The sequence below is a fragment of the Methylomicrobium agile genome, assembly GCF_000733855.1.
In the GTDB taxonomy this organism is placed as follows: Bacteria; Pseudomonadota; Gammaproteobacteria; order Methylococcales; family Methylomonadaceae; genus Methylomicrobium; species Methylomicrobium agile.
This window is the reverse complement of sequence record NZ_JPOJ01000001.1, coordinates 2,706,065-2,727,354: the sequence shown is the minus strand read 5'-3', so window position 1 is coordinate 2,727,354 and position 21,290 is coordinate 2,706,065. Positions and strand designations below refer to the sequence as shown.

General features: G+C 55.7%; 22 protein-coding genes. 15 read left to right on the top strand and 7 right to left on the bottom strand.

Going from position 1 to position 21,290, the window contains the following annotated elements; translation table 11 throughout:
• Nucleotides 1-297 precede the first annotated feature (297 nt).
• From CC94_RS0112970 to CC94_RS0112960, 3 genes are all read left to right on the top strand, one after another.
• On the top strand, nt 298-690 hold the full coding sequence (locus CC94_RS0112970; RefSeq protein ID WP_005370425.1) for a helix-turn-helix domain-containing protein: 393 nt from the start codon (nt 298-300) through the stop codon (nt 688-690).
• A 215-nt stretch (nt 691-905) separates the two neighbouring features.
• Nucleotides 906-1,199, top strand: a complete 294-nt coding sequence (locus tag CC94_RS0112965) for a type II toxin-antitoxin system ParD family antitoxin (RefSeq protein WP_005370424.1) — start codon at nt 906-908, stop codon at nt 1,197-1,199.
• Nucleotides 1,196-1,543 carry a type II toxin-antitoxin system RelE/ParE family toxin gene (locus tag CC94_RS0112960; RefSeq protein ID WP_005370423.1) on the top strand — a complete coding sequence of 116 codons (348 nt, stop codon included), beginning with the start codon at nt 1,196-1,198 and terminating at the stop codon, nt 1,541-1,543. The genes CC94_RS0112965 and CC94_RS0112960 overlap by 4 nt, the downstream gene beginning before the upstream one ends.
• Before the next feature lie 169 nt (nt 1,544-1,712).
• Here the strand turns inward: CC94_RS0112960 and CC94_RS23775 are convergent, their stop codons facing one another.
• Complete coding sequence (locus CC94_RS23775; protein WP_005370422.1) at nt 1,713-2,459, bottom strand: hypothetical protein; 747 nt, start codon at nt 2,457-2,459, stop codon at nt 1,713-1,715.
• A 492-nt stretch (nt 2,460-2,951) separates the two neighbouring features.
• On the opposite strand from CC94_RS23775, the gene CC94_RS24115 reads away from it, so the two are divergent.
• Both CC94_RS24115 and CC94_RS0112945 read left to right on the top strand, forming a co-directional pair.
• Nucleotides 2,952-3,560, top strand: a complete 609-nt coding sequence (locus CC94_RS24115; RefSeq protein ID WP_031431170.1) for a hypothetical protein — start codon at nt 2,952-2,954, stop codon at nt 3,558-3,560.
• Nucleotides 3,529-4,086, top strand: a complete 558-nt coding sequence (locus CC94_RS0112945) for a helix-turn-helix transcriptional regulator (RefSeq protein ID WP_040578290.1) — start codon at nt 3,529-3,531, stop codon at nt 4,084-4,086. Before CC94_RS24115 ends, CC94_RS0112945 begins: the two co-directional genes overlap by 32 nt.
• Before the next feature lie 189 nt (nt 4,087-4,275).
• On the opposite strand, the gene CC94_RS0112940 is transcribed toward CC94_RS0112945, so the two are convergent.
• The 3 genes from CC94_RS0112940 to CC94_RS0112930 all read right to left on the bottom strand — a co-directional run bounded on the left by CC94_RS0112940 (nt 4,276) and on the right by CC94_RS0112930 (nt 7,261).
• Nucleotides 4,276-4,815 carry a TonB-dependent receptor domain-containing protein gene (locus CC94_RS0112940; RefSeq protein WP_031431166.1) on the bottom strand — a complete coding sequence of 180 codons (540 nt, stop codon included), beginning with the start codon at nt 4,813-4,815 and terminating at the stop codon, nt 4,276-4,278.
• A gap of 311 nt (nt 4,816-5,126) precedes the next feature.
• A complete protein-coding gene (locus CC94_RS0112935) occupies nt 5,127-6,221 on the bottom strand; it encodes a DegT/DnrJ/EryC1/StrS family aminotransferase (protein WP_005370420.1) in 1,095 nt (364 codons plus the stop codon).
• 110 nt (nt 6,222-6,331) lie between these two features.
• Nucleotides 6,332-7,261: a Gfo/Idh/MocA family protein gene (locus CC94_RS0112930; protein WP_005370418.1), complete on the bottom strand. Its 930-nt coding sequence runs from the start codon at nt 7,259-7,261 to the stop codon at nt 6,332-6,334.
• Between the two features lie 330 nt (nt 7,262-7,591).
• On the opposite strand from CC94_RS0112930, the gene CC94_RS0112920 reads away from it, so the two are divergent.
• The 10 genes from CC94_RS0112920 (at nt 7,592) to CC94_RS0112875 (ending at nt 17,511) form a co-directional block, all read left to right on the top strand.
• Entirely contained in the window at nt 7,592-8,230 is a 639-nt protein-coding gene (locus tag CC94_RS0112920; protein WP_005370416.1) for a phosphoribosylanthranilate isomerase, read from the top strand.
• On the top strand, nt 8,220-9,422 hold the full coding sequence (gene trpB / locus CC94_RS0112915; protein WP_005370415.1) for a tryptophan synthase subunit beta: 1,203 nt from the start codon (nt 8,220-8,222) through the stop codon (nt 9,420-9,422). The genes CC94_RS0112920 and trpB overlap by 11 nt, the downstream gene beginning before the upstream one ends.
• The gene (gene trpA / locus CC94_RS0112910) at nt 9,419-10,222 is read left to right on the top strand and encodes a tryptophan synthase subunit alpha (protein WP_005370413.1); all 804 of its coding nucleotides are present in this window, start codon (nt 9,419-9,421) and stop codon (nt 10,220-10,222) included. Before trpB ends, trpA begins: the two co-directional genes overlap by 4 nt.
• A gap of 115 nt (nt 10,223-10,337) precedes the next feature.
• Complete coding sequence (accD, locus tag CC94_RS0112905; RefSeq protein WP_084675341.1) at nt 10,338-11,297, top strand: acetyl-CoA carboxylase, carboxyltransferase subunit beta; 960 nt, start codon at nt 10,338-10,340, stop codon at nt 11,295-11,297.
• Between the two features lie 21 nt (nt 11,298-11,318).
• On the top strand, nt 11,319-12,593 hold the full coding sequence (folC, locus tag CC94_RS0112900) for a bifunctional tetrahydrofolate synthase/dihydrofolate synthase (protein WP_005370406.1): 1,275 nt from the start codon (nt 11,319-11,321) through the stop codon (nt 12,591-12,593).
• A 4-nt stretch (nt 12,594-12,597) separates the two neighbouring features.
• Nucleotides 12,598-13,374: an SPOR domain-containing protein gene (locus tag CC94_RS0112895; RefSeq protein ID WP_005370401.1), complete on the top strand. Its 777-nt coding sequence runs from the start codon at nt 12,598-12,600 to the stop codon at nt 13,372-13,374.
• Nucleotides 13,374-13,904, top strand: coding sequence for a CvpA family protein (locus CC94_RS0112890; protein ID WP_005370400.1), 531 nt, complete (start codon nt 13,374-13,376; stop codon nt 13,902-13,904). The genes CC94_RS0112895 and CC94_RS0112890 overlap by 1 nt, the downstream gene beginning before the upstream one ends.
• Before the next feature lie 25 nt (nt 13,905-13,929).
• Nucleotides 13,930-15,435: an amidophosphoribosyltransferase gene (gene purF, locus CC94_RS0112885; protein ID WP_005370399.1), complete on the top strand. Its 1,506-nt coding sequence runs from the start codon at nt 13,930-13,932 to the stop codon at nt 15,433-15,435.
• Between the two features lie 83 nt (nt 15,436-15,518).
• Nucleotides 15,519-16,700 carry an O-succinylhomoserine sulfhydrylase gene (locus CC94_RS0112880; RefSeq protein ID WP_005370393.1) on the top strand — a complete coding sequence of 394 codons (1,182 nt, stop codon included), beginning with the start codon at nt 15,519-15,521 and terminating at the stop codon, nt 16,698-16,700.
• A gap of 424 nt (nt 16,701-17,124) precedes the next feature.
• Nucleotides 17,125-17,511, top strand: coding sequence for a VOC family protein (locus CC94_RS0112875; RefSeq protein WP_005370391.1), 387 nt, complete (start codon nt 17,125-17,127; stop codon nt 17,509-17,511).
• Between the two features lie 650 nt (nt 17,512-18,161).
• Here CC94_RS0112875 and CC94_RS0112870 read toward each other — a convergent pair.
• The 3 genes from CC94_RS0112870 to CC94_RS0112860 form a co-directional block, all read right to left on the bottom strand.
• Nucleotides 18,162-18,701: an REP-associated tyrosine transposase gene (locus tag CC94_RS0112870; RefSeq protein ID WP_031431155.1), complete on the bottom strand. Its 540-nt coding sequence runs from the start codon at nt 18,699-18,701 to the stop codon at nt 18,162-18,164.
• A gap of 514 nt (nt 18,702-19,215) precedes the next feature.
• Nucleotides 19,216-19,680 (bottom strand): pilin, encoded by a 465-nt coding sequence (locus tag CC94_RS0112865; RefSeq protein ID WP_031431153.1) that lies wholly within the window; start codon nt 19,678-19,680, stop codon nt 19,216-19,218.
• Nucleotides 19,681-20,263: 583 nt separating this feature from the next.
• Nucleotides 20,264-21,142 (bottom strand): Rpn family recombination-promoting nuclease/putative transposase, encoded by an 879-nt coding sequence (locus tag CC94_RS0112860; RefSeq protein ID WP_031431151.1) that lies wholly within the window; start codon nt 21,140-21,142, stop codon nt 20,264-20,266.
• Nucleotides 21,143-21,290 lie beyond the last annotated feature (148 nt).

The window sequence follows — 21,290 nt, the reverse complement described above, 5'->3', positions numbered from 1 at the left end:
TCTACGGGCCTAGTTAATAAGATAGGATCCGCCATTACAGGGCGTATCGCCGCCATTAAAAATAAAAAACATGCTAATGAATCCAATGGAATCCGTCATCAGTCATTTGACTGAAATGATCGCCGAAGAGCTGTCGGACTGTAGGGTGTTTTCGCGATAGCAAAACGCCGATGTGCTTCAAAGCGGTGGTGTCGGCGAATTTGCCTTACGTTGTACGTTGACGGGCGAATTATAAAAATGCCGTGAGTTTGCTACAATCAAGCCAGACTTGGTATTTCACCCATAGGATGTGTCTTTATGGCAGTACATGAAAAAATTCGCCTGCTCAGACAGTTGAAAGGCTGGTCGCAGGAAGAGGCGGCCAGTAAGCTGGAAATGTCGCCAAACGGCTACGGCAGTATCGAGCGCGGCGAAACGGACGTGAATTTGTCGCGGCTCGAGCAGATTGCTGCTTTGTTCGGCATTAAGCTTGCGGATTTGTTTGAGCTGAATGAAAAAAATGTTTTCAATCTGGCGGGGTCGAACAACGATCAAAGCCACTGGCACATTGGCGTGTGTTCGCCTGAATTCATGCAATTGAAGGTCGAGCTGGAAAAACTGCAATTGCTCGTCGAGCAGAAAGACAAAGAAGTGGCGTATTTGAAAGAAATTATCGATTTGCTGAAGGCGCCCGGAAACGATAAATCATGATGGTTTGCGGGTGTTGCATGTCCTTGTTTTCGAGAGATGTGGAGCTGTAGGGTGTTTTCGCGATAGCGAAACCCCACAACATGCTTCAAAGCTATGGCGTTTGCTGACGCGAAACCGCCCTACGGTCCTCTGCAAACTGGGGAATTGGGTTGACAGTCCCATCTTGGCGTGAATAAAATGGCATAATCTGCCAATGCGCTATAGGAGAAAATGCCATGCCAACACGTAATGTCGTCATCACCAACCATCAAGCCGCCTTCATCGAGCAGTTGGTCGAAAGCGGGGAATACCAGAACGCCAGTGAAGTGCTACGCGAAGGCTTGCGTCTAGTGGAAGAGCGCCGGGCCGAACATGCCGCCAAACTCGCCAGATTGCGCGCGGCCGTCGACGTGGGAATCGCCGACAGTGAAGCAGGTCGCGTTACCCGATTTGAAAGTGGCGAAGAGCTGCAAGCGCATCTCAAGTCCATCGCTGCCAAGGCAATTGCGGACGGTTTAGCCGAAAGATGACCTTTAGTGGTACGAAGGGCTCTTGGAATGTTCAATTGGTTCGGCTTGCGGAACTGGATTTTGCGGAAATACTTCGTTGGACGGCCAGCAACTTCGGTGAACGTCAAGCAGTGATTTACGAAGCTACACTTTTGCAAGCAATTGATGCGCTGCGATCTGGCCCAAACATTATCGGCACCCGCCCACGCGACGACCTCGGTTCAGGTATCCGCACTTTGCATGTAGCGCGGCAAAGACGCAATGGGCGTCATTTCATCGTATTTCATGTCGTTGGTATAAGAGCCATTGAGGTGCTGCGCTTGTTGCACGACAGCATGGATTTGACCAGTCATTTGCCTTCCTGACCTCATGCCGTCCACAACAGTTCGGCGCCTTTGCCCTTGGCGTATTGGGCCTGATTGGTTTTCAGTTTATCATCCGTCTTCCAGCCTGTAGGGCGTTTTCGCGATAGCAAAACGCCGATGTGCTTCGAAGCGATGGCGGATTGCCTGTCGGCGAATCCGCCTTAGCGGGTTACTGGTAGATAACGCACATAAATCCTCCTCCATTGGTATTTTCAATACCTACCCATTCTTTTCCAGCGGGTATTTCACATGCTCGATAAGTTATTCTTGATCCAGTCGGAACTTTAACTGTAGTCGTAGACTGTCCAGGATTAAGGTCTCCCTTGCCTTGATGCCCTCCCCAAGTAGTACCATTAACGTAATGTGTAACACTGATCCTAACTTGGCAAGTGTTAGTTAGGCGATAATAAGTGCCATAATTGTCCGATTTGGATTGATCAACTTTTGATGAAACGCAATTTGTCATTGGTACGGAGTAACGACTGCTTGAGCCTGCATAAGATGATGCTTGGGCATTATTTGATACGTTGGAGTTTGACGTATTTGAGGAAGTAGCATAATCGCGGCTGCTACCGTACGTCGTGTACGCCCTTTGTGTTACAGTGCTAGCTATTGCATTAGAATTTTTTGCGGTTGAATAACTGGAAATACCACTTGGCCCAGAATATGAACGTCCTGAATTAGCTGCCGCAATGAGGGCTTTAGAGCCTGTTGTGACATCTGTAGTCCCGCCAAGAGTTACCACATCAATAAGAGCGGCCATAGTAATCCCCATCGTTCCGTACCAAAGCCCCGTTATGATATTACCTTGTGAAAACTCATTGCCGGTTTCCTTGATAGCTTTAGCGGTAGTGCAAGCGGTCGTATTCAAAACGCAACACAATAATATGACAAACTTTCCGAGTCTTCTTTTCATATATTTCTTTTATTGTTTTAAAGGCGGAACCGGTATTGTTTTAAAGGCGGAACCGGTATTGTTTTAAAGGCGGAACCGGCGTGCCGGTTCCGCCGAATGAGGTTCTGCCGTGAAATGTCGGGTCGCTTGATATGGTGTCTACGTCCTTATCGCATTAGTTAGCATGTAGGTTGGATTAGGCGTCAGCCGTAACCCAACACTCGAAGCCGAATGCTGTTGGGTACGCTTCGCTAACCCAAACTACGAGACTTCTCGCATTAGTCAGTTCGTAGAAATTGCCGGAGCGAAGCTTAATTTATATAATCCCTCCCTGTCATCAGTCATTTGACTGAAACGGGCGTTCTTGCGGGCGTTTTTCGATCCTCACCCGCAGCGTCAGAAAGCAAAACAACGTTTTCGGCAAATTGCCGGGAATAGTGATTGGTTATCTAACCAAGTGCCTGCGTATTGGCAGCATCATTGAGAAATTCCGAGGGGTGAGCGGGGGGCGAAATGGAGGAGCAATTTGACGAACTGGTCGGATTGATCTACGACGCAGGCATGGAGCCGGCCGCCTGGCGACGGTTTCTCGAATGCTTTTCCGAGGCGATGCATTCGGCGGGATCCTTGCTGTTTGTACATGACTTCGGCACGGGCCACTCGACCACGGCCTCCTCGCCCAACCGAAGCTTCGTCGCCCAGGCGCGTACCGACGAGGATTTCCTCGAATCGCTCCAAAGGGAATTCGGCCACTCGAACGTCTGGCTGCAAAATGCCAAACGCTACGGTGAAGGCGTTCCGGTCATTTCTTCCCAGCTGTATCTGGACGCCGACCTGCCCAAAACCGAGTTTTTCAATGGCTGGCTAAAGCCGCAAGATTATTTCTATTCGATCGGCGGCGCGATCTTGCAGCAAGGGGATGTTTCGGTACGGGTGACGACATTGCGCTCGCGCCGCGCCGGCCTATACGGAGAGCGAGATCGCCTTGTATCGGCGTCTCATGCCGCACTTGCAGCGGGCGCTGCGCATTCACTGGCGCTTATCGTTGGAGCAGGAAACGCGCTACTTACGCGAACACGCCCTGGACCGGATGAGTCAAGCGGTGGCCTTGTTGGACGGTGATGGCAAGGTGTTGTTCGCCAATCGACAGGTCGAGGCCGTTTTCCGGGAGGGCAGCGGCCCGCTGGTCATCAACCAGAGGCTGACCGCCGCCGGCGCACAGGATGCCGCCGCGATTCGCGAAAGCCTGTATCAGGCCCGTCAGGGTTTTGGCGGCAGCATGGGCGTAAAGGGTATCGGGACCAGCCAGCGTTGGATGATCACTTTCATGCCGCTGCCCAGCGCCTTTACCCAAACTTTAACAGAGCAAGCGCGCATCATGGTGCTGATCGCAGAACCGGGCAAGCTGGCTACGGGCAATCTCGGCGGCTTTGCCCAGCTTTACCGTCTCACTCCGGCCGAAACCCGCGTTTTAGAGCAATTACTGCTGAAAGACAGCACCCAGGAAATCGCCGAAAGCCTGCAAATCGGCATCAAGACCCTGCGTACTCAGCTCAGCGCCTTGTTCGCCAAGACCCAAACCAAAAACCAGCGCGAATTGGTGAAGTTTTATTTGTCGCATCTGATGGCTGGACCGATGCCGCCGTAAATCATCCACCGTTGTACCGGAGAAATTGTTTGATGGGTTTCGCTGGCGCTCCACTCATTCTATTAGGTGACAGACACGTCGAACGGTGTTGCGGACGACTTTGGACGTGCGGCAAAAGCCAGTGTCAACTTTTTGTTGGCGGTATGGCTACATTTCGCTCGGCCGGTAGCCTGGGCATCGATTGCCGGTTCAAAGCCGGTAGGAAAGGCCGCCGTAGACCACGGCGCTGGCATGATCAAAACTATGGATATCCGGCGTCTTGTCGTTATTGATGTTTTCGCCGCGCACGTACAAATCGAGCTTGGGCGTTACCCGGTAGTTGGTGTGAACGTTCAGATGAAACGCGTCGTCCACATCCAGCGTGTTGCCGAGATCGTTTTGAGACAGGCTGCGGTAGATGCCTTCGACCCATAAGGTCAGCGGCAGATTCGGCGCGCGCCATTCGCCCCAAGCGCGGACGCTGTGCGGGGCCTGAAACGGCAACCGGCGTCTATTGTCGAGATTGCGGCTATCGTTATAGGTGTAAGCCGCACCGCCGCGCCATTGCGGGTTGAAAACAAGCTCGCTACTCGTTTCGATGCCAGCGATACCGGCATTGGCGACATCGCTGACACACTCGCCGATGCAAGGGAAGGCATCCGGAAACGGTAAATCATGATTGATTTCCGGGCGTTGTAGTCTTTTTCCCGTTCTCACGCGCTGCGCGTAGGAACGATGAGGGGAAGTCATTATCGACCCAATCCTTTGTTTTCGAGGGGCCTTAGGCGCTACGGTTTTGCGGGAGCGCCCACCTTCGCCGCGGCTTTCGAATAAAGCCCAATCGCTTTGAATGCGCGATAATTCCTGCTTTTTGCCAATTCTCGATGCCGTAGGCGAGTCTATAAAAAGTTGTAAGAGGCCCTTGATTGCCTTACAGAAACGCCTTCATGGTCCGCATAGGAATTGGCCGATATGAACTTTCCGGTATGCCGGTAGACCTGCCAGGTTTTTAAAACCCGGCAGGTCTTTGACCGGGAAATGATTTGAAGCCAAATCCATAATCAAACCAGCGCGGCGCGAATCACCTTCACGATCGACTCTATCGTCCGATCATCCAGCTCCGAGCAGATCGGCAAGGACAGGCAGGTTGCCGCCACCTTTTCGGTATTCGGCAGGCTGACGCCGGCGCATTCGTCTTTGAACACGTTCTGTCGGTGCAGCGGCACCGGATAATAAATCGCCGAGGCGATCCGGTTTTCCTGCAGTGCCTTCATGACCTCGTCGCGGCGGTCGCACAGCAGCGTGTACTGATGATACACATGCTCCCCGACGCCATCCTCAAACGGCGTGGTCAAGGGCAAATCGGCCATCAGTTCCGAATACCGGTGCGCGGCGCGGCGGCGCGCACCGTTGTAGCGGTCGATCCGTTTCAGTTTCGCGCGCAGGATCACCGCCTGCATCTCGTCGAGCCGGCTGTTGTAGCCGATGATGTCGTGGTAATAGCGCACCTTCGAACCGTGATTGCGCAGCATTTTGATCGTTTCGGCGGCCGCGTCCGAGTTGGTCACGACCAGGCCGCCGTCACCGTAGGCGCCAAGGTTCTTACTCGGAAAGAAACTGTAGCCGCCCGCGTCGCCGATCGCGCCGGTCTGCCTGCCGCCGATCGAGGCGCCGAACGACTGGCAGCAGTCTTCGATCAATTTCAGATTGTGTTGCGAACAGATTGCAGTAATCCGCGCCATGTCGGCCGGCTGGCCGAACAGATGCACCGGCATCACCGCCTTGGTGTTCGGCGTGATCGCCTGCTCGATCGCCTCCGGCGAAATATTGAAGGTCTTCGGATCGATATCGACGAACACCGGCTTCGCGCCGACATAGCGGATCGCCTCGGCGGTCGCGATGAACGTGAACGCGGTCGTGATCACCTCATCGCCGGGGCCGATGCCTTCTGCGATCAGCGCCAGATGCAGCGCATCGGTGCCGGATGCCACGCCGATCGCATGCTTGACGCCCAGATAATCGGCGCATTCCTGTTCGAAAGCCTGCACGTTCGGGCCGAGAATGAATGAACAATTCGCGATCGTCTCGGCGAGGCCCTGCTCGACCTCGTCCTTGATTTCGGCGTATTGGGCCTTCAGGTTTACCATTGGGATCATGTTATCTGCCTAAATATTTCATAATAGTAGGGTGGATAAGCGAAGCGCATCCACCACGAAAAGGCCGGCGTGGGTGGATGCGCTTCGCTTATCCACCCTACGCTTAACCTTTAATTCAGAAGCTCCGTAATCCTGATCGCAGTTGCCAGCGCTCTTCTTCCCGCTTCTCCAGGCACCAGCGGATTTTCGCCGGTTTGTATGCAAGCGACGAAATGCCGGATTTCTTCCAGCAGCGCGTCGCTGGTCGCGAACACCGATTCTTCGGTCACGATCTCGGGAATGCCGGGAAACATTTCCTTCTCGCCGGTGCGGTGCTTGGTCAAGACGCGGTTCTGGAAATCGACCGACACGTACGAAGACGGGCGGAACAGACGCATCTTGCGTTCCAGTTTCATGCTGATCCGGCTCGCGGTTACATTCGCGACGCAGCCGTTTTCGAACAACAGGCGCGCGTTCGCGATGTCGGTGCCCTGGGTCAGCACCGCCGTGCCGCTCGCGTCGATCCGCTCGACCTCCGAATCGACCAAAGCCAGAATGATGTCGATGTCGTGAATCATCAGATCGAGCACCACGCTGACGTCGTTCGCGCGCGGATTGAACGGCGCCAGCCGGTGCGATTCGATGAACAGCGGCTTTTCTTCCTTGTCGAGCCCGAGCACGGCCGGATTGAAGCGTTCCAGATGGCCGACCTGCAGGACCCGGTTATTTTCATGCGCGATCGCGATCAGCTCGTCGGCTTCCTCCAGCGTCACCGTAATCGGCTTTTCGACCAGCACGTGCGCGCCGGCCGATAGAAAATGCTTCGCTACCCGATGATGCAGCGTGGTCGGCACGACCACGCTGACCGCATCGATCCGGCCCAGGAGCTCCCGGTAATCGGTCACCGCCTTCGCGCCGTGTTTCTCCGCGATATTACGGGCGGCAGCCTCGTCGATATCGACCACTGCGGTCAGTTCGCAGTCCGGCAGCGAAGCGTATTTTTCCGCGTGAAACTTGCCGAGATAGCCCGTACCGATTACCGCGCATCTTAATTTTTTCATCTATCTCATCCAACCGTCATTGCCGACATTGTTTTCCAGCGGGTCAGCCCAAAACGGTTTTCGCGCGGCTAACCCATAACTTGCCAGGTTTTAAAAACCTGGCAAGTCTTTCAACAAACCGTCCATTGTAAATGAAGCACGGACTTATTCAAATGGCGCAACTTTATCTGAAAGCCGGACCTCTGCAAATGCGGCGAAAAAAGCCATGTTTTCGTTTTAAATTTAAAAAATCCCCCGTTCCGAAACCGGCGAATTTTCGGAATCAAGGACGGCCGCCTTTTATGATATTCTATAAGGCTTGGTTTTTTTCTTAAATTCCCATATCACTTTATGCGAACTCGCGTTAAAATTTGCGGCTTTACGCGTGCCGAGGACGCGCGCGAAGCTGCGCTGCTCGGCGCCGATGCGGTCGGCTTAGTGTTTTACCCGCCAAGTCCGCGCAACGTCGACATCGACCAGGCATTGAAGATCGTCGGCGCCCTGCCCGCGTTTACGACGACCGTCGCATTGTTCGTGGATGAGGAAGAGGCACGGATACGGGAAATTTTGCAGCACGTGCCGATCGATTGCCTGCAGTTTCATGGCGACGAGGCGCCCGAGGCGTGCAGGCTTTACCGCAAACGCTATATCAAGGCGGTCGGGGTCAAGCCCGGCACCGATATTGCGGAGTTGGCGCGGCAATATCACGATGCGGCGGGACTCTTGCTCGACGCCTGGCATCCGGATGCGAAAGGCGGCACCGGCAGCCTTTTTGACTGGAAGATGATCCCGGAACAATGCGGCCTGCCGATCATTTTGGCGGGCGGCTTGAATCCGGAAAACGCCTGTGATGCGGTACGGACGGTCAAACCTTATGCGCTGGATGTCAGCAGCGGGGTGGAAGCGGCCAAAGGTGTTAAGGATGCGGCCAGAATGGCGGCGTTTTTAACAGAAGTTAATAAGGGTGACACAATAAATTATGACCAATAAATACAATATGCCCGATGCGCGGGGGCATTTCGGCCCCTACGGCGGAACGTTCGTCGCGGAAACGCTGATCCGGCCGATCCAGGAACTTAACGAAGCCTACCACCGCTATTTGCAGGACCCCGACTTCCTGGCCGAACTGGATGCCGACCTACAGCATTACGTCGGCCGGCCGTCGCCGCTGTACCATGCCGAACGCTGGAGCCGCGAACTCGGCGGCGCGCAGATCTACCTGAAGCGCGAAGACCTGAACCATACCGGTTCGCACAAGATCAACAACACGGTCGGCCAGGCCCTGCTGGCCAAGCGGATGGGCAAAACCCGGATCATCGCCGAAACCGGCGCCGGCCAGCACGGCGTCGCGACCGCCACCGTGGCGGCCCGTCTGGGCCTCGAATGCGTCGTGTACATGGGCGCGGTCGACGTCGCGCGCCAATCGCTGAACGTGTACCGGATGAAGCTCCTGGGTGCGAAAGTCGTCGCGGTCGAATCCGGCTCGAAAACGCTGAAAGACGCACTGAATGAAGCGCTCCGCGACTGGGTCACCAATGTCGACAACACCTTCTACATCATCGGTACGGTCGCCGGCCCGCACCCGTATCCGGCGATGGTCCGCGACTTCCAGGCCATTCTCGGCCGCGAAGCGAAGCAGCAATGCCAAGAAATGACCGGTCGCCTGCCCGACGCGCTGGTTGCCTGCGTCGGCGGCGGCTCGAACGCGATCGGCCTGTTCTATCCGTTCATCGACGACGAGAGCGTCAAAATGTACGGTGTCGAAGCGGCCGGCGACGGCATCGAAACCGGACGCCATTCCGCACCGCTGTCGGCAGGCCGCCCGGGCGTCCTGCACGGCAATCGCACCTATCTGATGGCCGACGACGACGGCGAAATCATCGAAACCCATTCGATCTCGGCAGGACTCGACTATCCGGGCGTCGGCCCCGAGCATTCCTGGCTGAAAGACACCGGCCGCGCAACTTACGTCAGCATTACCGACGACGAAGCGCTCGAAGGCTTCTACGCGCTGACCCGGATGGAAGGCATCATTCCGGCGCTCGAATCGAGCCACGCGATGGCCTACACGATGAAGCTGGCCCCGACGATGAAAAAAGATCAAATCATCATTGTCAACCTGTCCGGCCGCGGCGACAAAGATATGCAGACAATGGCCAAACGCGAGGGAATTTTACTGTGAGCCGATTAGCCGCCAAATTCGAAGAACTGTCCCAAAACGGCCGCAAGGCGCTGATCCCGTTCATTACCGCGGGCGATCCGTACCCTGCTTTCACGGTGCCGATGATGCATGCAATGGTCAAGGCCGGTGCCGACGTGATCGAACTGGGTGTGCCGTTTTCCGATCCGATGGCCGACGGCCCGGTGATCCAGCGCGCCAGCGAACGCGCGCTCGCACATAAGATGAGCCTGCGCCGTACGCTGGAAATGGCGATGGAGTTTCGGCGCACCGATGCCCAAACGCCTCTGGTCTTGATGGGCTACCTGAACCCGATTGAAGCGATGGGCTATGGGGGCTTTGCCAATGCCGCACAGCGGGCCGATGTCGACGGCGTGCTGACCGTCGACCTGCCGCCCGAGGAAGGCGAAGCCTGCGCCGCCGAATTGAAGACGCGCGGCATCGATACGATCTTTTTGCTGGCGCCGAACAGCAGCGCGGAGCGGATCAGAAAAATGGGTGAGATCGGTTCGGGCTACCTTTATTATGTGTCGCTGAAAGGCGTCACCGGCGCGGGGCATTTGAATACCGCCGATGTAGAGCAAAAACTCAAGGAAATCCGCGCAAACGCCAGCCTGCCGGTCGGCATCGGCTTCGGCGTGAAAGATGCGGAGACCGCGAAAACTGTCGCCGGCATCGGCGACGGCGTCGTGGTCGGCAGTGCGCTGATCAGCCATATCGAAGCGAATCCGGACGATCCCGAACGCGCCAAAAGCGCAATCATCGACATGCTGAGCGCGATGCGCCAGGCCATGGATAATTAAAAGAATCTCCCCCTACCCCCTCTTTTTCAAAGAGGGGCTTTACGCTTACTCGAGTATCTGACGATGGGGATGAGTAGTTACACGACAACCGCATTAACGCGCGCAACGAGGCACAATGACAATGAGTTGGTTTCAGAAACTGGTTCCGTCTACCATCAGAACGGAAAACTCCAATAAAAAAGGAGCCGTGCCTGAAGGTTTGTGGAATAAATGTCCCAACTGCAATGCAATTCTTTATGCGCTGGAGCTGGAAAGAAATCTGCACGTTTGCCCGAAATGCGAACATCACATGCGCATTTCGGCGCGAACCCGGCTGGACATTTTCCTGGACGCCGAAAGTCGGGAAGAAATCGGCAAAGGCATCAAGCCGACCGATCCATTGAAATTCCGGGACAGCAAGAAATACAAAGACCGTATCGCTCAGGCGCAAAAGCAGACAAAGGAAACCGACGCCCTGGTCGTTATGAAAGGCAAACTGAAGGGTATCGACATCGTCGCGGCCGCATTCGATTTCAATTTCATGGGCGGCTCGATGGGCTCGGTCGTCGGCGAGCGCTTCATGCGCGGCGTAAACAAAAGCCTGGAGTTCGGCTGCCCGTTCATCGTGTTTACCGCGAGCGGCGGCGCCCGGATGCAGGAATCCTTGTTTTCGCTGTTCCAGATGGCCAAGACCAGCGCCGCGCTGACCAAGCTGTCCGAGGCCGGCATTCCGTACATTTCGTTCATGACCGACCCGACCATGGGCGGCGTTTCGGCGAGTCTGGCGATGCTGGGCGACATCAATGCGGCCGAGCCGAACGCCTTGATCGGTTTTGCCGGCCCGCGCGTCATCGAACAAACCGTACGCGAAAAACTGCCGGAAGGCTTTCAGCGCAGCGAGTTTTTGCAGGAACACGGCGCGGTCGACATGATCATCGACCGCCGCGATATCCGCGACAAAATCGCCAGCATTCTGAGCATTTTGTCCCCGGTAAGAACCGAAGCACTGGCGCGGCTGGAATATCTTCAGAATCCGGAGCCGGAAACCGTCGACGAAGTGCCCGGCGAAAGCCAAGTCGTAGAAGAAGACCAGTAGCCGATTGCGATCCCACCGTTGATGCCGCGTTTCAATACGCTAAAAGACTGGCTGACCTGGCAGGAAAGCCTGCATCCTTTAGCGATCGACATGGGCCTGGAACGCGCCGCGCGCGTTTTCGCCGCGCTCGATCCGGATTACCGGAAACCGGTTACGATCACCGTCGCCGGCACCAACGGCAAAGGCTCCTGCGTCGCCTATCTCGAAACGATCTACCGGGCGCAGGGCTACCGGGTCGGCGCTTATACCTCGCCGCATATTCTACGCTACAACGAACGCATCAAGATCGACGCCATCCCGGCCGCCGACGAACTGATCTGCGAAGCATTCGCCCGAATCGAAGCGGTCCGCGACAACACCTCCTTAAGTTATTTCGAGTTCAGCACGCTCGCCGCGCTCGACATTTTTTCCCGTCGCCGCGTCGATATTCAGATCCTGGAAGTCGGCATGGGAGGCCGCCTCGACGCGGTCAACATCGTCGATCCGGACGTAGCGCTGATCAGCAGTATCGGGATCGATCATGTCGACTGGCTCGGCCAGACCCGCGAAGCGATCGGCGCCGAAAAAGCGGGCATCTTCCGTACCGGCGTGCCGGCGATTGTCGGCGATCCGGAGCCGCCCGCCTCGCTCTTGCAATGCGCCCAAAACAAAAACGCCAAACTGTTCCGCATCGGCAGAGAATTCGGCTACCAAAAAAACGCCAACGGCTGGCATTGGCGCTGTGCCGGCCAATCGCTCGAAAATCTGCCGCCGCCGGCGCTGAAAGGCGAACACCAATACCGGAACGCGGCCTCGGCGATTCTGGCAGCCCGCCAATTGTCGCCGGTTCTACCGGTCGACATCGCGGCGATCCGGCACGGCCTGGAAAATGTAAAACTGGCCGGCCGTTTTCAGTTAATTGATGATAGAATTCCCTTGCTGTTGGACGTGGGGCATAATCCGGAAGCCGTAAAAACTTTGGTCGAATACCTGCAGGAACATTGCCGGCATTACCGTATCCGCGCGCTGTTCTCGATGATGAAAGACAAGGACATCAAAGGCGTGCTCGAACTGATGAATCCTTTGGTTCACGACTGGTTTTTCGCTCCTTTGACGAATCCCCGAACGGCTAATGAGGCGCAAATGCGCGCAATCTTCGAACAGTGCGGAATCTCCGCCGCGCACTTCGGCTTTCAGACCTTCAACGAAGCCTTTGCCGCCGCAAAAACCCAGTTGCAAGAAGGCGATCTGCTGCTGGTCTTTGGCTCTTTCTTTTTGGTATCCGATTGCCTCTCCGCGCTAGATAAAGGTGAATGACGAAATGGATCAAGAACTGAAACAACGATTGATCGGAGCGGCTGTCGTCACGGCGCTTGCCGCCATTTTTATCCCGATGCTGTTCGACGATCCGGTCGACACCAGCGGCCAGGCCGTCAGCGAAATGACGATTCCCGAACCGCCCGCCGGTTCGCCGAACGGCCCCGAAAGCAAACTGCCTGCCGATGCGGCGAGCATAGAGAACGCGCCCGGCAACAATCCCTCTACTCTGAATGTTACCGCCGGAGGCGTCGAAAAGATCGAGCCCGGCCTTCAGGAAAACCCATCGGCCGATTACGAGCCGCCTGCCGAAATGGACGCCGCCGATGCCGAAAATGCGCCGGATGAAGACATCGAAACCGTCCCCCCGAAACCGGCGCCAACCCGCACGCCGCCCGTGGTCAACGCCCCGGTCAAAACGGCCGCGCCGAAAACCGCTCCGGTTCCCGGCCGGACCGCAAGCGTTACCGAACCGTCCGCCGCAGTCGAACCTGTCCCCTTGAAATCCTCAGAGACGCCGGCAAAGGCAGCGCCGAAAAGCACGGCAAAATTCGAACGCTGGACAATCCAGGCGGGCAGCTTCACCAAAAAGGAAAATGCGCTTTCGCAACGCGACAAACTGCGCAAGCTCGGTTTTCCGGCCGCCATGGAAACCTTATCGACCGACAAGGGCCCTATTTACCGCCTGAAGGTCGGCCCCGAACTGAGCAAGCAGCGCGCGATCGAGATCAGGAACCGCTTGAACCAACAGAACATCAAGACGATCATTCTGGCCGAGTGATGGCGGCGGTCCAATTCATGGCCCAGTTTTTTGCGAAGATGCTGTGGATTGATTACGCGATTGTGGTGCTGCTGGCATTCTTTCTGTTGATCGGCTTGCTGCGCGGCGCGGCGCTGGAAGCGCGTTCGCTGGCCTGCTGGCTGATTGCCGCCGCGATCGGCTGGTATTTTGCCGACGCCTACACCCGCGCGATCCGCTCGGAGTTCACGAATCCGAAAGCGGAAATCGCGGCCGCGTTCGCAATCCTGTTCGTGCTGACCCTGACGCTAAGCGCATCGATATTTTTTATCCTCAACTTCAAAAAAGAACGGATTTATCCTTCGCTTTTCGGGCATTTCGCCGGCCTGCCCGTCGCCCTGTCGCGCGGCTTGCTGTTCGTCTGCCTGATCGTGATTTTTGCCGGGCTCACGCCGCTGCCCAGGGACAGCTGGTGGCATGAGTCGATGCTGCTGCCGCATTTCCAGAATACGGTCGTGTGGCTAAAGACCCGTTTTCCGTCCGGATTTTCGGATTTTCTTCATTATTCTTGATTTTTTAAGGCTTGGACTTATCGATATGTGTGGTATTGCTGGAATTGTTTCCCATCAAAACGTCAACCAGGAGTTGTTCGACGCCCTCACGGTGTTGCAGCATCGGGGACAGGATGCCGCCGGAATCGTAACCTGCGAAAACGGCCGTCTGCATTTGCGTAAGGAGAACGGTCTGGCCCGCGACGTGTTCACCAATGCGCACATGCTGAAACTGAAGGGCGCCATGGGGATCGCCCATGTCCGCTACCCGACCGCCGGCTGCACCAGTTCGGCCGAGGCCCAGCCGTTCTATGTGAACTCGCCGTTCGGCCTGACGCTCGCGCACAACGGCAACCTGACCAACACCAATGAATTGAAAAAAGCGCTGTTCGTCGAGGACCAGCGCCATATCAATACCGATTCCGATTCCGAAGTGCTGTTGAACGTGTTCGCGCACGAGCTGCAGAATCTCGGCAAACTCAGTCTGACCGTCGACGACGTGTTCGAAGCGGTGCGCGGCGTGCATCGCCGCTGCCGCGGGGCTTATGCGGTCGTGGTGATGATCACCGGCTTCGGCATCCTGGGCTTTCGCGACCCGCACGGCATCCGCCCGGTCGTGTACGGCGAGCGCAAGACCGACAAAGGCTCCGAATTCATGATCGCCTCCGAAAGCGTCGCGCTCGACGTGCTCGGTTTTAATCTAATCCGCGACGTCGAGCCCGGCGAGGCAGTCTTCATCGAACAATCCGGCGAACTGCATACGCGGCAATGCGCGGATACGGTCGACCACTGCCCCTGCATCTTCGAATACGTCTATTTCGCCCGTCCCGACTCGATCATCGACGATATTTCGGTCTACAAGGCGCGTCTCCGGATGGGCGAAAAACTCGCGCAAAAAATCCTGCGCGAATGGCCCGATCACGACATCGACGTCGTCATCCCGATCCCGGACACCAGCCGCACCGCGGCGCTGGAAATGGCCAACCGGCTCGGCGTCAAATTCCGCGAAGGCTTCATCAAGAACCGCTACATCGGCCGGACCTTCATCATGCCCGGCCAGAAAATGCGCGAAAAATCGGTCCGGCAAAAATTGAACGCGATCGGCCTCGAATTCGAAGGCAAAAACGTACTGCTGGTCGACGATTCGGTCGTGCGCGGCACGACCTCGGCCCAGATCATCCAAATGGCGCGCGACGCCGGCGCCAAAAAAGTCTATTTCGCCTCCGCCGCGCCGCCGGTCCGCTACCCGAACGTTTACGGGATCGACATGCCCGCCGCGCACGAACTGATCGCGCATAATCTGTCCGAAGAAGAAGTCGGCAAGGCGATCGGCGCGGACCGGATCATCTACCAGGATCTGCAGGACCTGATCGACGCGGTACGCAAAGGCAATCCGGCCATCGAGCATTTCGATACCTCCTGCTTCAGCAAGGAATACGTCACCGGCGATATCGACGACGCCTATCTCGAACATATCGAAGACCTGCGCAACGACCATGCGCAAAGCCAGCGCAATGCCCAGAACTTCATCATCGAAATGCAGAATTGCTAACGATTAATCCACAGAAACGCGCAAGCATTGTAGGCCGGGTTAGCGATAGCGTAGCCCGACAACATCAGGAGTCCCGACAAACCATGAAAGACATCGACTGGAGCGACTACTCCCTCGAAACCCAAGCCATCCGCGCCGGCCATCGCCGCACCCCTGAAGGCGAACACAGCATCCCGATTTTCCCGACTTCCAGCTATGTCTTCAACAGCGCGGAGGAAGCGTCGCTGCGCTTTACCGGCCAACTGCCCGGCAACGTGTATTCGCGCTTCACGAACCCGACCGTGACCGCCTTCCAGGAACGGCTGGCCCTGATGGAAAAAGGCGAACGCTGCCTCGCGTTCGCATCGGGCATGGCCGCGATCATGGCGGTCGGAATGGGTATTCTGAAAGCCGGCGATCATGTGGTCTGTTCGCGCGGCGTGTTCGGCAATACCGTGCTGTTGTTCCAGAACTACTTCGGCAAATTCGGCGTCGAGACCGACTTCGTCGATTTGACCGATTCCGCCGCCTGGGAAGCCGCGATCCGGCCGAACACGCGTTTTTTATTCCTCGAAACGCCGTCGAATCCGTTGACCGAAATCGCGGACATCGCCGAACTGGCCGGCATCGCGCACCGGCATGGCTGCCTGCTGGTGGTCGACAACTGTTTCTGCACCCCGGCCCTGCAAAAACCGCTGACTCTCGGCGCGGACATCGTGGTGCATTCGGCCACCAAATACCTCGACGGCCACGGCCGCTGCGTCGGCGGCGCGGTCGTCGCCAACAACGAAATCATCGACAAACAGATTTATCCGTACCTGCGCACCGGCGGCGCCACGATGAGCCCCTTCAACGCCTGGACCTTCCTGTCCGGCCTCGAATCGCTCGCGGTCAGAATGAAAGCCCACTGCGACAACGCGCTGGCGCTTGCCCACTGGCTGGAACGGCAGCCCGGCGTCGCCAAAGTCCACCATCCGGGCCTTTCCTCGCATCCGCAACATGCGCTCGCCAAAACCCAGCAAAGCCACTTCGGCGCGATCGTCAGCTTCGAACTGGCCGGCGGCAAGGAACAGGCATGGAAGCTGATCGATGCGACCCAAATGATCTCGATCACCGCCAATCTCGGCGACGTGAAAACCACGATCACTCATCCCGCGACCACCACGCACGGCCGCCTGACGCCGGAAGCGCGCGCCGCGGCCGGTATCCGGGACGGTTTGGTCAGGGTTTCGGTCGGGCTCGAGCATATCGAAGATATCAAGCGGGATATCAACCGGGGTTTGTAGAGCGCAATCTGTCGTTTGATTTCGCATAAGCGTTCACCTCCCTTTGAAAAAGGAAGATCGAAGGGGAATTCAGTTTAGAAAATCTCCCCTAGCCCCTCTTTTTCAAAGAGGAGAACCCATAGCGGGACGGGATTTGCAATCAACGCCGTTAAGTTAAGAGGGAATACCCTGTAGGGTGGATAAGCGAAGCGCATCCACCGCACGGACGCCGGATGCGCTTCCTTATCCAGCCTACCGAATTCCTTAACTTAACGGCATTGTATTTACAATCCCCTCCACACCGTTTTGCGGCTGCCGGCACCCTCAAGTTCTGGAAAATCCTGGAACAACACAGTTCACCCGTCGTCACAAAAATAGTTCGGTTTTAAAAATCCCCCCGGAAAAGTATAATTCCGGCATCGCCTTTGCTTCCCTTTATCTTAATATGTCAATCCAATTCCTGACCTTACACCATGCCAGCCTGATCGTTTCGGATACCGAAAAATCCTTGCCGTTCTACAGGGACGTGCTGGGGCTCAAGCAAATCGAACGGCCGCCGCTGCCGTTTCCGGGCGCCTGGCTGCAAATCGGCGCCTCTCCATCCCAGCAGATACACCTGCTCGAACTCGACAATCCGGACCCGACCACCGGCCGTCCCGAACACGGCGGCCGCGACCGCCACGTCGCGCTAACGGTCGCCTCGCTGGATCCGGTGCTGGAATCGCTGGAAAAAAATCAGGTTTCCTATTCGCTCAGCAAATCGGGCCGCAGAGCGCTGTTCTGCCGCGACCGCGACGGCAACGCAATCGAATTCATCGAACAGCCGCAATAACCTGCCTATCATTTGGGAAAGAAGTAGGCCGGCGGATCGCCTGACGGCATCCGCCCTACGCGCTTCCAAGGAGTAGGTCGGGCAACAGCTCCACCGTTGCCCGACATTGAGCTGGCCATCATACGCCGTGGTGGCGATGATTCACCGTCCACGGTGCAATAGTTGAAAAGTCGGGCACAAAAAACGTGCCCGACCTACTATTCACCGAATACAGTATTAATTAAACCGAAGAGTTTATAGGAGTAGGTCGGGCAACAGCTCCACCGTTGCCCAACATTGGACTGGCCATCATACGCCGTGATGGCGATGATTCACCGTCCACGGTGCAATGGGGCGTTGATCTTCCAAGGAGTAGGTCGGGCAACAGCTCCACCGTTGCCCGACATTGAGCTGGCCATCATACGCCGTGGTGGCGATGATTCACCGTCCACGGTGCAATAGTTGAAAAGTCGGGCACAAAAAGCGTGCCCGACCTACTATTCACCGAATACAGTATTAATTAAACCGAAGAGTTTATAGGAGTAGGTCGGGCAACAGCTCCACCGTTGCCCGACATTGGGCTGGCCATCATGCGCCGTGATGGCGATGATTCACCGTCCACGGTGCAATGAGGCGTTAAAACGTCGGGCACAAAAAGCGTGCCCGACCTACTATTCACCGAAATGTTGATCTTCCAAGCCCGCCGCCACTCCTGCCCAATCCGAAGGATAAACGCCGAGATGGATGAAACGGTGAAAACTTGAATAGGGCCAATCCCCCGCGCGCAAAACCAAGCCGTGTTTCACGGGATTCCAATGGATATAGTCGCAGTGTTTTTCGAAGTCGCGATCGTTGCGAATTTGATGTTCCCAATAGCGCGGTTGCCAGATGGTTTGGGCGCGTTTACGTCGTTGCGCACGGGATGGCAGTGATTTGTAGACATCCGGGCAATGGCGGGTGAAATGCTTTTTGATGGCGCTCCAGCGCATTGGGTAATTTTTGTCGCCGGGCGGCAACGTCCAAATGCAATGCAGATGGTCCGGCAGCAGCACAAAGGCGTCAATCGTAAAGGGATGAGCGGATTTTACCGTGCGGAAGGCCGTGCGCAATAATTCGACGTTTTCCGGCACGCACAGAAATTTTCGCCGCCGATACGTCACCACGGTAAAAAAATAGGTACCTCCGGGCGTTTGAGCGCGACGGTATTGCATTAAAAATTCCCACGAAATTGAACATGCACATCAATTAAAGCACAGTTTCCGCAAAAAAAAGTAGGCCAGGCAACAGCTTCACCGTTACCCGACGTTGGATTGGCCATCATGCGCGGTGATAGCGATGATTCGTCGTTCTCAATGCGATGGGGCGTTAAAACGTCGGGCACAAAAGCGTGCCCGGCCGGCATGATCGAGGCCGCATAAAAAACCACCCGGGCCGACAAACAGCACGGGTGGTTTTTTCAGGTCAAACACCGTGAGTATTGGAAAAGTCGGGCAACGATGAAACCGTTGCCCGACCTACCCGGCTTCACCGTTACCCGACGTTGGATTGGCCATCATGCGTGGTGATAGCGATGATTCGTCGTTATAAAAAACCACCCGGGCCGGTAAACGGCGCGGGTGGTTTTTTCAGGTCAAACATATAGTGGGTATTGGAAAAGTCGGGCAACGATGAAGCTGTTGCCCGACCTACCCGGCTCAGGTGATAAACCCCGTCCCGCTCAGGAGGTTAACCTTCACCGCCCTCATCACCACCACCTGCATTACGGCATTGCGCTGGCGCATATTTGTAGCTCTCAGCCGGAACTGTGCATCCCCACGTTATGGTTCCATCGTTGTTAACAGCAGGCGTCAATGTCAATGTAAAGTCACCAGCCTTTGTGGTAGTTGCTACCGTAATTACTCCACTTGCGTCAGTACAACCTGAACTTTTAACGTTTTCTGTGGCAGTAGCAAGAGTGGTAACGCCGTTGCATGCGCCTGCTGCAATTACACCACCATTATTAGAAATATTTTCGGCTACAGTCGCTTTCATACTTGATGCGGCGACAAGAGCTTCTGACGCACGCGCACGTATGGTGTAATCCTTATAAGCCGGAATCGCAACCGCCGCCAGGATGCCGATGATCGCAATCACGATCATTAATTCGATCAAGGTAAAACCTTGTTGTTTTTGTACGGGAATATTTTTCATGGTAATTTCCTCTTTGAATGGGTCATTGTTGAAAACAACTCGACAAAAGCAGGTTATGTGCCAAATATTCAATATCCCACGCTCAAGCGCGAACCATGAAAAATTTCATTTCAAAAACAATTAGTTATACTCCACCGTTTTTTTAAAAGGCATTTTTTCATTGCCGGGAAAACCGTTTGAAGAATCATCGCTTCGGCAATTGACAAAAAACGGCGTCGTTTTGTGACGCTTTTTGTCAGTAAGGAATCCCCGCCACCCAATGGCAACCGCCGAACATAACCGGGTAGGTCGGGCACGCTTTTTGTGCCCGACTTTTCAACGCCCAATGGGTCCGTGGATGGATCATTGTAACCGCGGCGCATAATGGCTAACCCAGCGTCGGGCAACGATGGAGCTGTTGCCCGACCTACCCGACTGACGCTGCATCGCGGCGACTTGCTGTTAACCACGTCCAGCGTTATGAATGATGAAGAGCGGAGTGGTAGGGCGTTTTCGCGATAGCAAAACGCCTATCGCCTTCAAAGCGCGGCGGATTGCCTGGCGGCGAATCCGCCCTACAAAAGGGCGGAGTCTGGCGGCGGGCTTACCGCTTTTGAACGATTTGTTGAATTTCCGATTCGGATAAGCCAGTTATGTTGGCGATCTCGTCTCGATCCGCCCCGGACGCATGCAGCTTGAGCGCAATTTGTGTTTTGGCTTCATATAATCCTTCCGCTCTACCTTCCTCTTCGCCTAACTCCAGGCCTTTATCCATTGCCGAGGCAATCTTGCTCTCCACGTCGGCCAACGCCTGCATGCGCACTTCGTAAATCCGCCGTTCTTCTTCATCGAACATGCGGTCGACCGCGCTGACCGCTTTGACGATCGCGTTATCCTCCGCCAATTCTTTCGGAATCTTGTGTTTGTCCAATTGATGCGCCTTGGTCAAAAACGTGCTCCAGCGGTCCAGCGCGGTCACGATTTGCGCGCCGGTTTTGGTGAATTTTCTGAGTTCGATGTAATGCAGTTCGAACACGTCGTGCAATTTGTCGTCCTTGCCGGTTGCGGTATTGATGATTTTGTAGATGTTGTGGAATTCGTCGATGTCCGGCACGAAATTGAAATCCAGGATGTTGATGCTGATGGTTTTTTTCAGTTCCTTGAACATCATGCCTTCGCTGAGCTGTTCGGTGACCAGCTTGGCCCAGTAATAGATCGCGCGTTTGTCGAAATAATAATCCTCGCTGATTTGCATTTCGATGTTGTACCAGCGGCCTTTTTCACTCTTCGCCTTGATGTCGAGGATCGAGATTTTGCCGGCCTGATAGTCGGCCAAATTGTACGGATTTTTCAGTTCGATGTCCGCGACCCGGTCTTCTTCGGACACGATCGCGTTAATCAACGACATCAACAGGTCTTTGTTTTCTTCGCTGCCGAACAGTTTTTTAAACGCGAAATCGACGCGCGGGTTGATGATGCACATGGGAATGTCTCGTTACAGCGGGGCAATACCGCCATTATCGCGTTCGCGCGGTGGAAAGGCAATCGGCCGGGCGGTGTCTTTTGCGCCCGACTTTTCGGCGCATGATGGCTAACCCAACGCCGGGCAACGGTGGAGCTGTTGCCCGACT

Excerpts from the sequence above, each read along its gene's own strand:
- CC94_RS0112970 (WP_005370425.1), top strand. The coding sequence starts at position 298 with ATGGCAGTACATGAAAAAATTCGCCTGCTCAGACAGTTGAAAGGCTGG.
- CC94_RS0112965 (WP_005370424.1), top strand. The coding sequence starts at position 906 with ATGCCAACACGTAATGTCGTCATCACCAACCATCAAGCCGCCTTCATC.
- CC94_RS0112960 (WP_005370423.1), top strand. The coding sequence starts at position 1,196 with ATGACCTTTAGTGGTACGAAGGGCTCTTGGAATGTTCAATTGGTTCGG.
- CC94_RS23775 (WP_005370422.1), bottom strand. The coding sequence starts at position 2,459 with ATGAAAAGAAGACTCGGAAAGTTTGTCATATTATTGTGTTGCGTTTTG.
- CC94_RS24115 (WP_031431170.1), top strand. The coding sequence starts at position 2,952 with ATGGAGGAGCAATTTGACGAACTGGTCGGATTGATCTACGACGCAGGC.
- CC94_RS0112945 (WP_040578290.1), top strand. The coding sequence starts at position 3,529 with ATGAGTCAAGCGGTGGCCTTGTTGGACGGTGATGGCAAGGTGTTGTTC.
- CC94_RS0112940 (WP_031431166.1), bottom strand. The coding sequence starts at position 4,815 with ATGACTTCCCCTCATCGTTCCTACGCGCAGCGCGTGAGAACGGGAAAA.
- CC94_RS0112935 (WP_005370420.1), bottom strand. The coding sequence starts at position 6,221 with ATGATCCCAATGGTAAACCTGAAGGCCCAATACGCCGAAATCAAGGAC.
- CC94_RS0112930 (WP_005370418.1), bottom strand. The coding sequence starts at position 7,261 with ATGAAAAAATTAAGATGCGCGGTAATCGGTACGGGCTATCTCGGCAAG.
- CC94_RS0112920 (WP_005370416.1), top strand. The coding sequence starts at position 7,592 with ATGCGAACTCGCGTTAAAATTTGCGGCTTTACGCGTGCCGAGGACGCG.
- trpB (WP_005370415.1), top strand. The coding sequence starts at position 8,220 with ATGACCAATAAATACAATATGCCCGATGCGCGGGGGCATTTCGGCCCC.
- accD (WP_084675341.1), top strand. The coding sequence starts at position 10,338 with ATGACAATGAGTTGGTTTCAGAAACTGGTTCCGTCTACCATCAGAACG.
- folC (WP_005370406.1), top strand. The coding sequence starts at position 11,319 with ATGCCGCGTTTCAATACGCTAAAAGACTGGCTGACCTGGCAGGAAAGC.
- CC94_RS0112895 (WP_005370401.1), top strand. The coding sequence starts at position 12,598 with ATGGATCAAGAACTGAAACAACGATTGATCGGAGCGGCTGTCGTCACG.
- CC94_RS0112890 (WP_005370400.1), top strand. The coding sequence starts at position 13,374 with ATGGCGGCGGTCCAATTCATGGCCCAGTTTTTTGCGAAGATGCTGTGG.
- purF (WP_005370399.1), top strand. The coding sequence starts at position 13,930 with ATGTGTGGTATTGCTGGAATTGTTTCCCATCAAAACGTCAACCAGGAG.
- CC94_RS0112880 (WP_005370393.1), top strand. The coding sequence starts at position 15,519 with ATGAAAGACATCGACTGGAGCGACTACTCCCTCGAAACCCAAGCCATC.
- CC94_RS0112875 (WP_005370391.1), top strand. The coding sequence starts at position 17,125 with ATGTCAATCCAATTCCTGACCTTACACCATGCCAGCCTGATCGTTTCG.
- CC94_RS0112870 (WP_031431155.1), bottom strand. The coding sequence starts at position 18,701 with ATGCAATACCGTCGCGCTCAAACGCCCGGAGGTACCTATTTTTTTACC.
- CC94_RS0112865 (WP_031431153.1), bottom strand. The coding sequence starts at position 19,680 with ATGAAAAATATTCCCGTACAAAAACAACAAGGTTTTACCTTGATCGAA.
- CC94_RS0112860 (WP_031431151.1), bottom strand. The coding sequence starts at position 21,142 with ATGTGCATCATCAACCCGCGCGTCGATTTCGCGTTTAAAAAACTGTTC.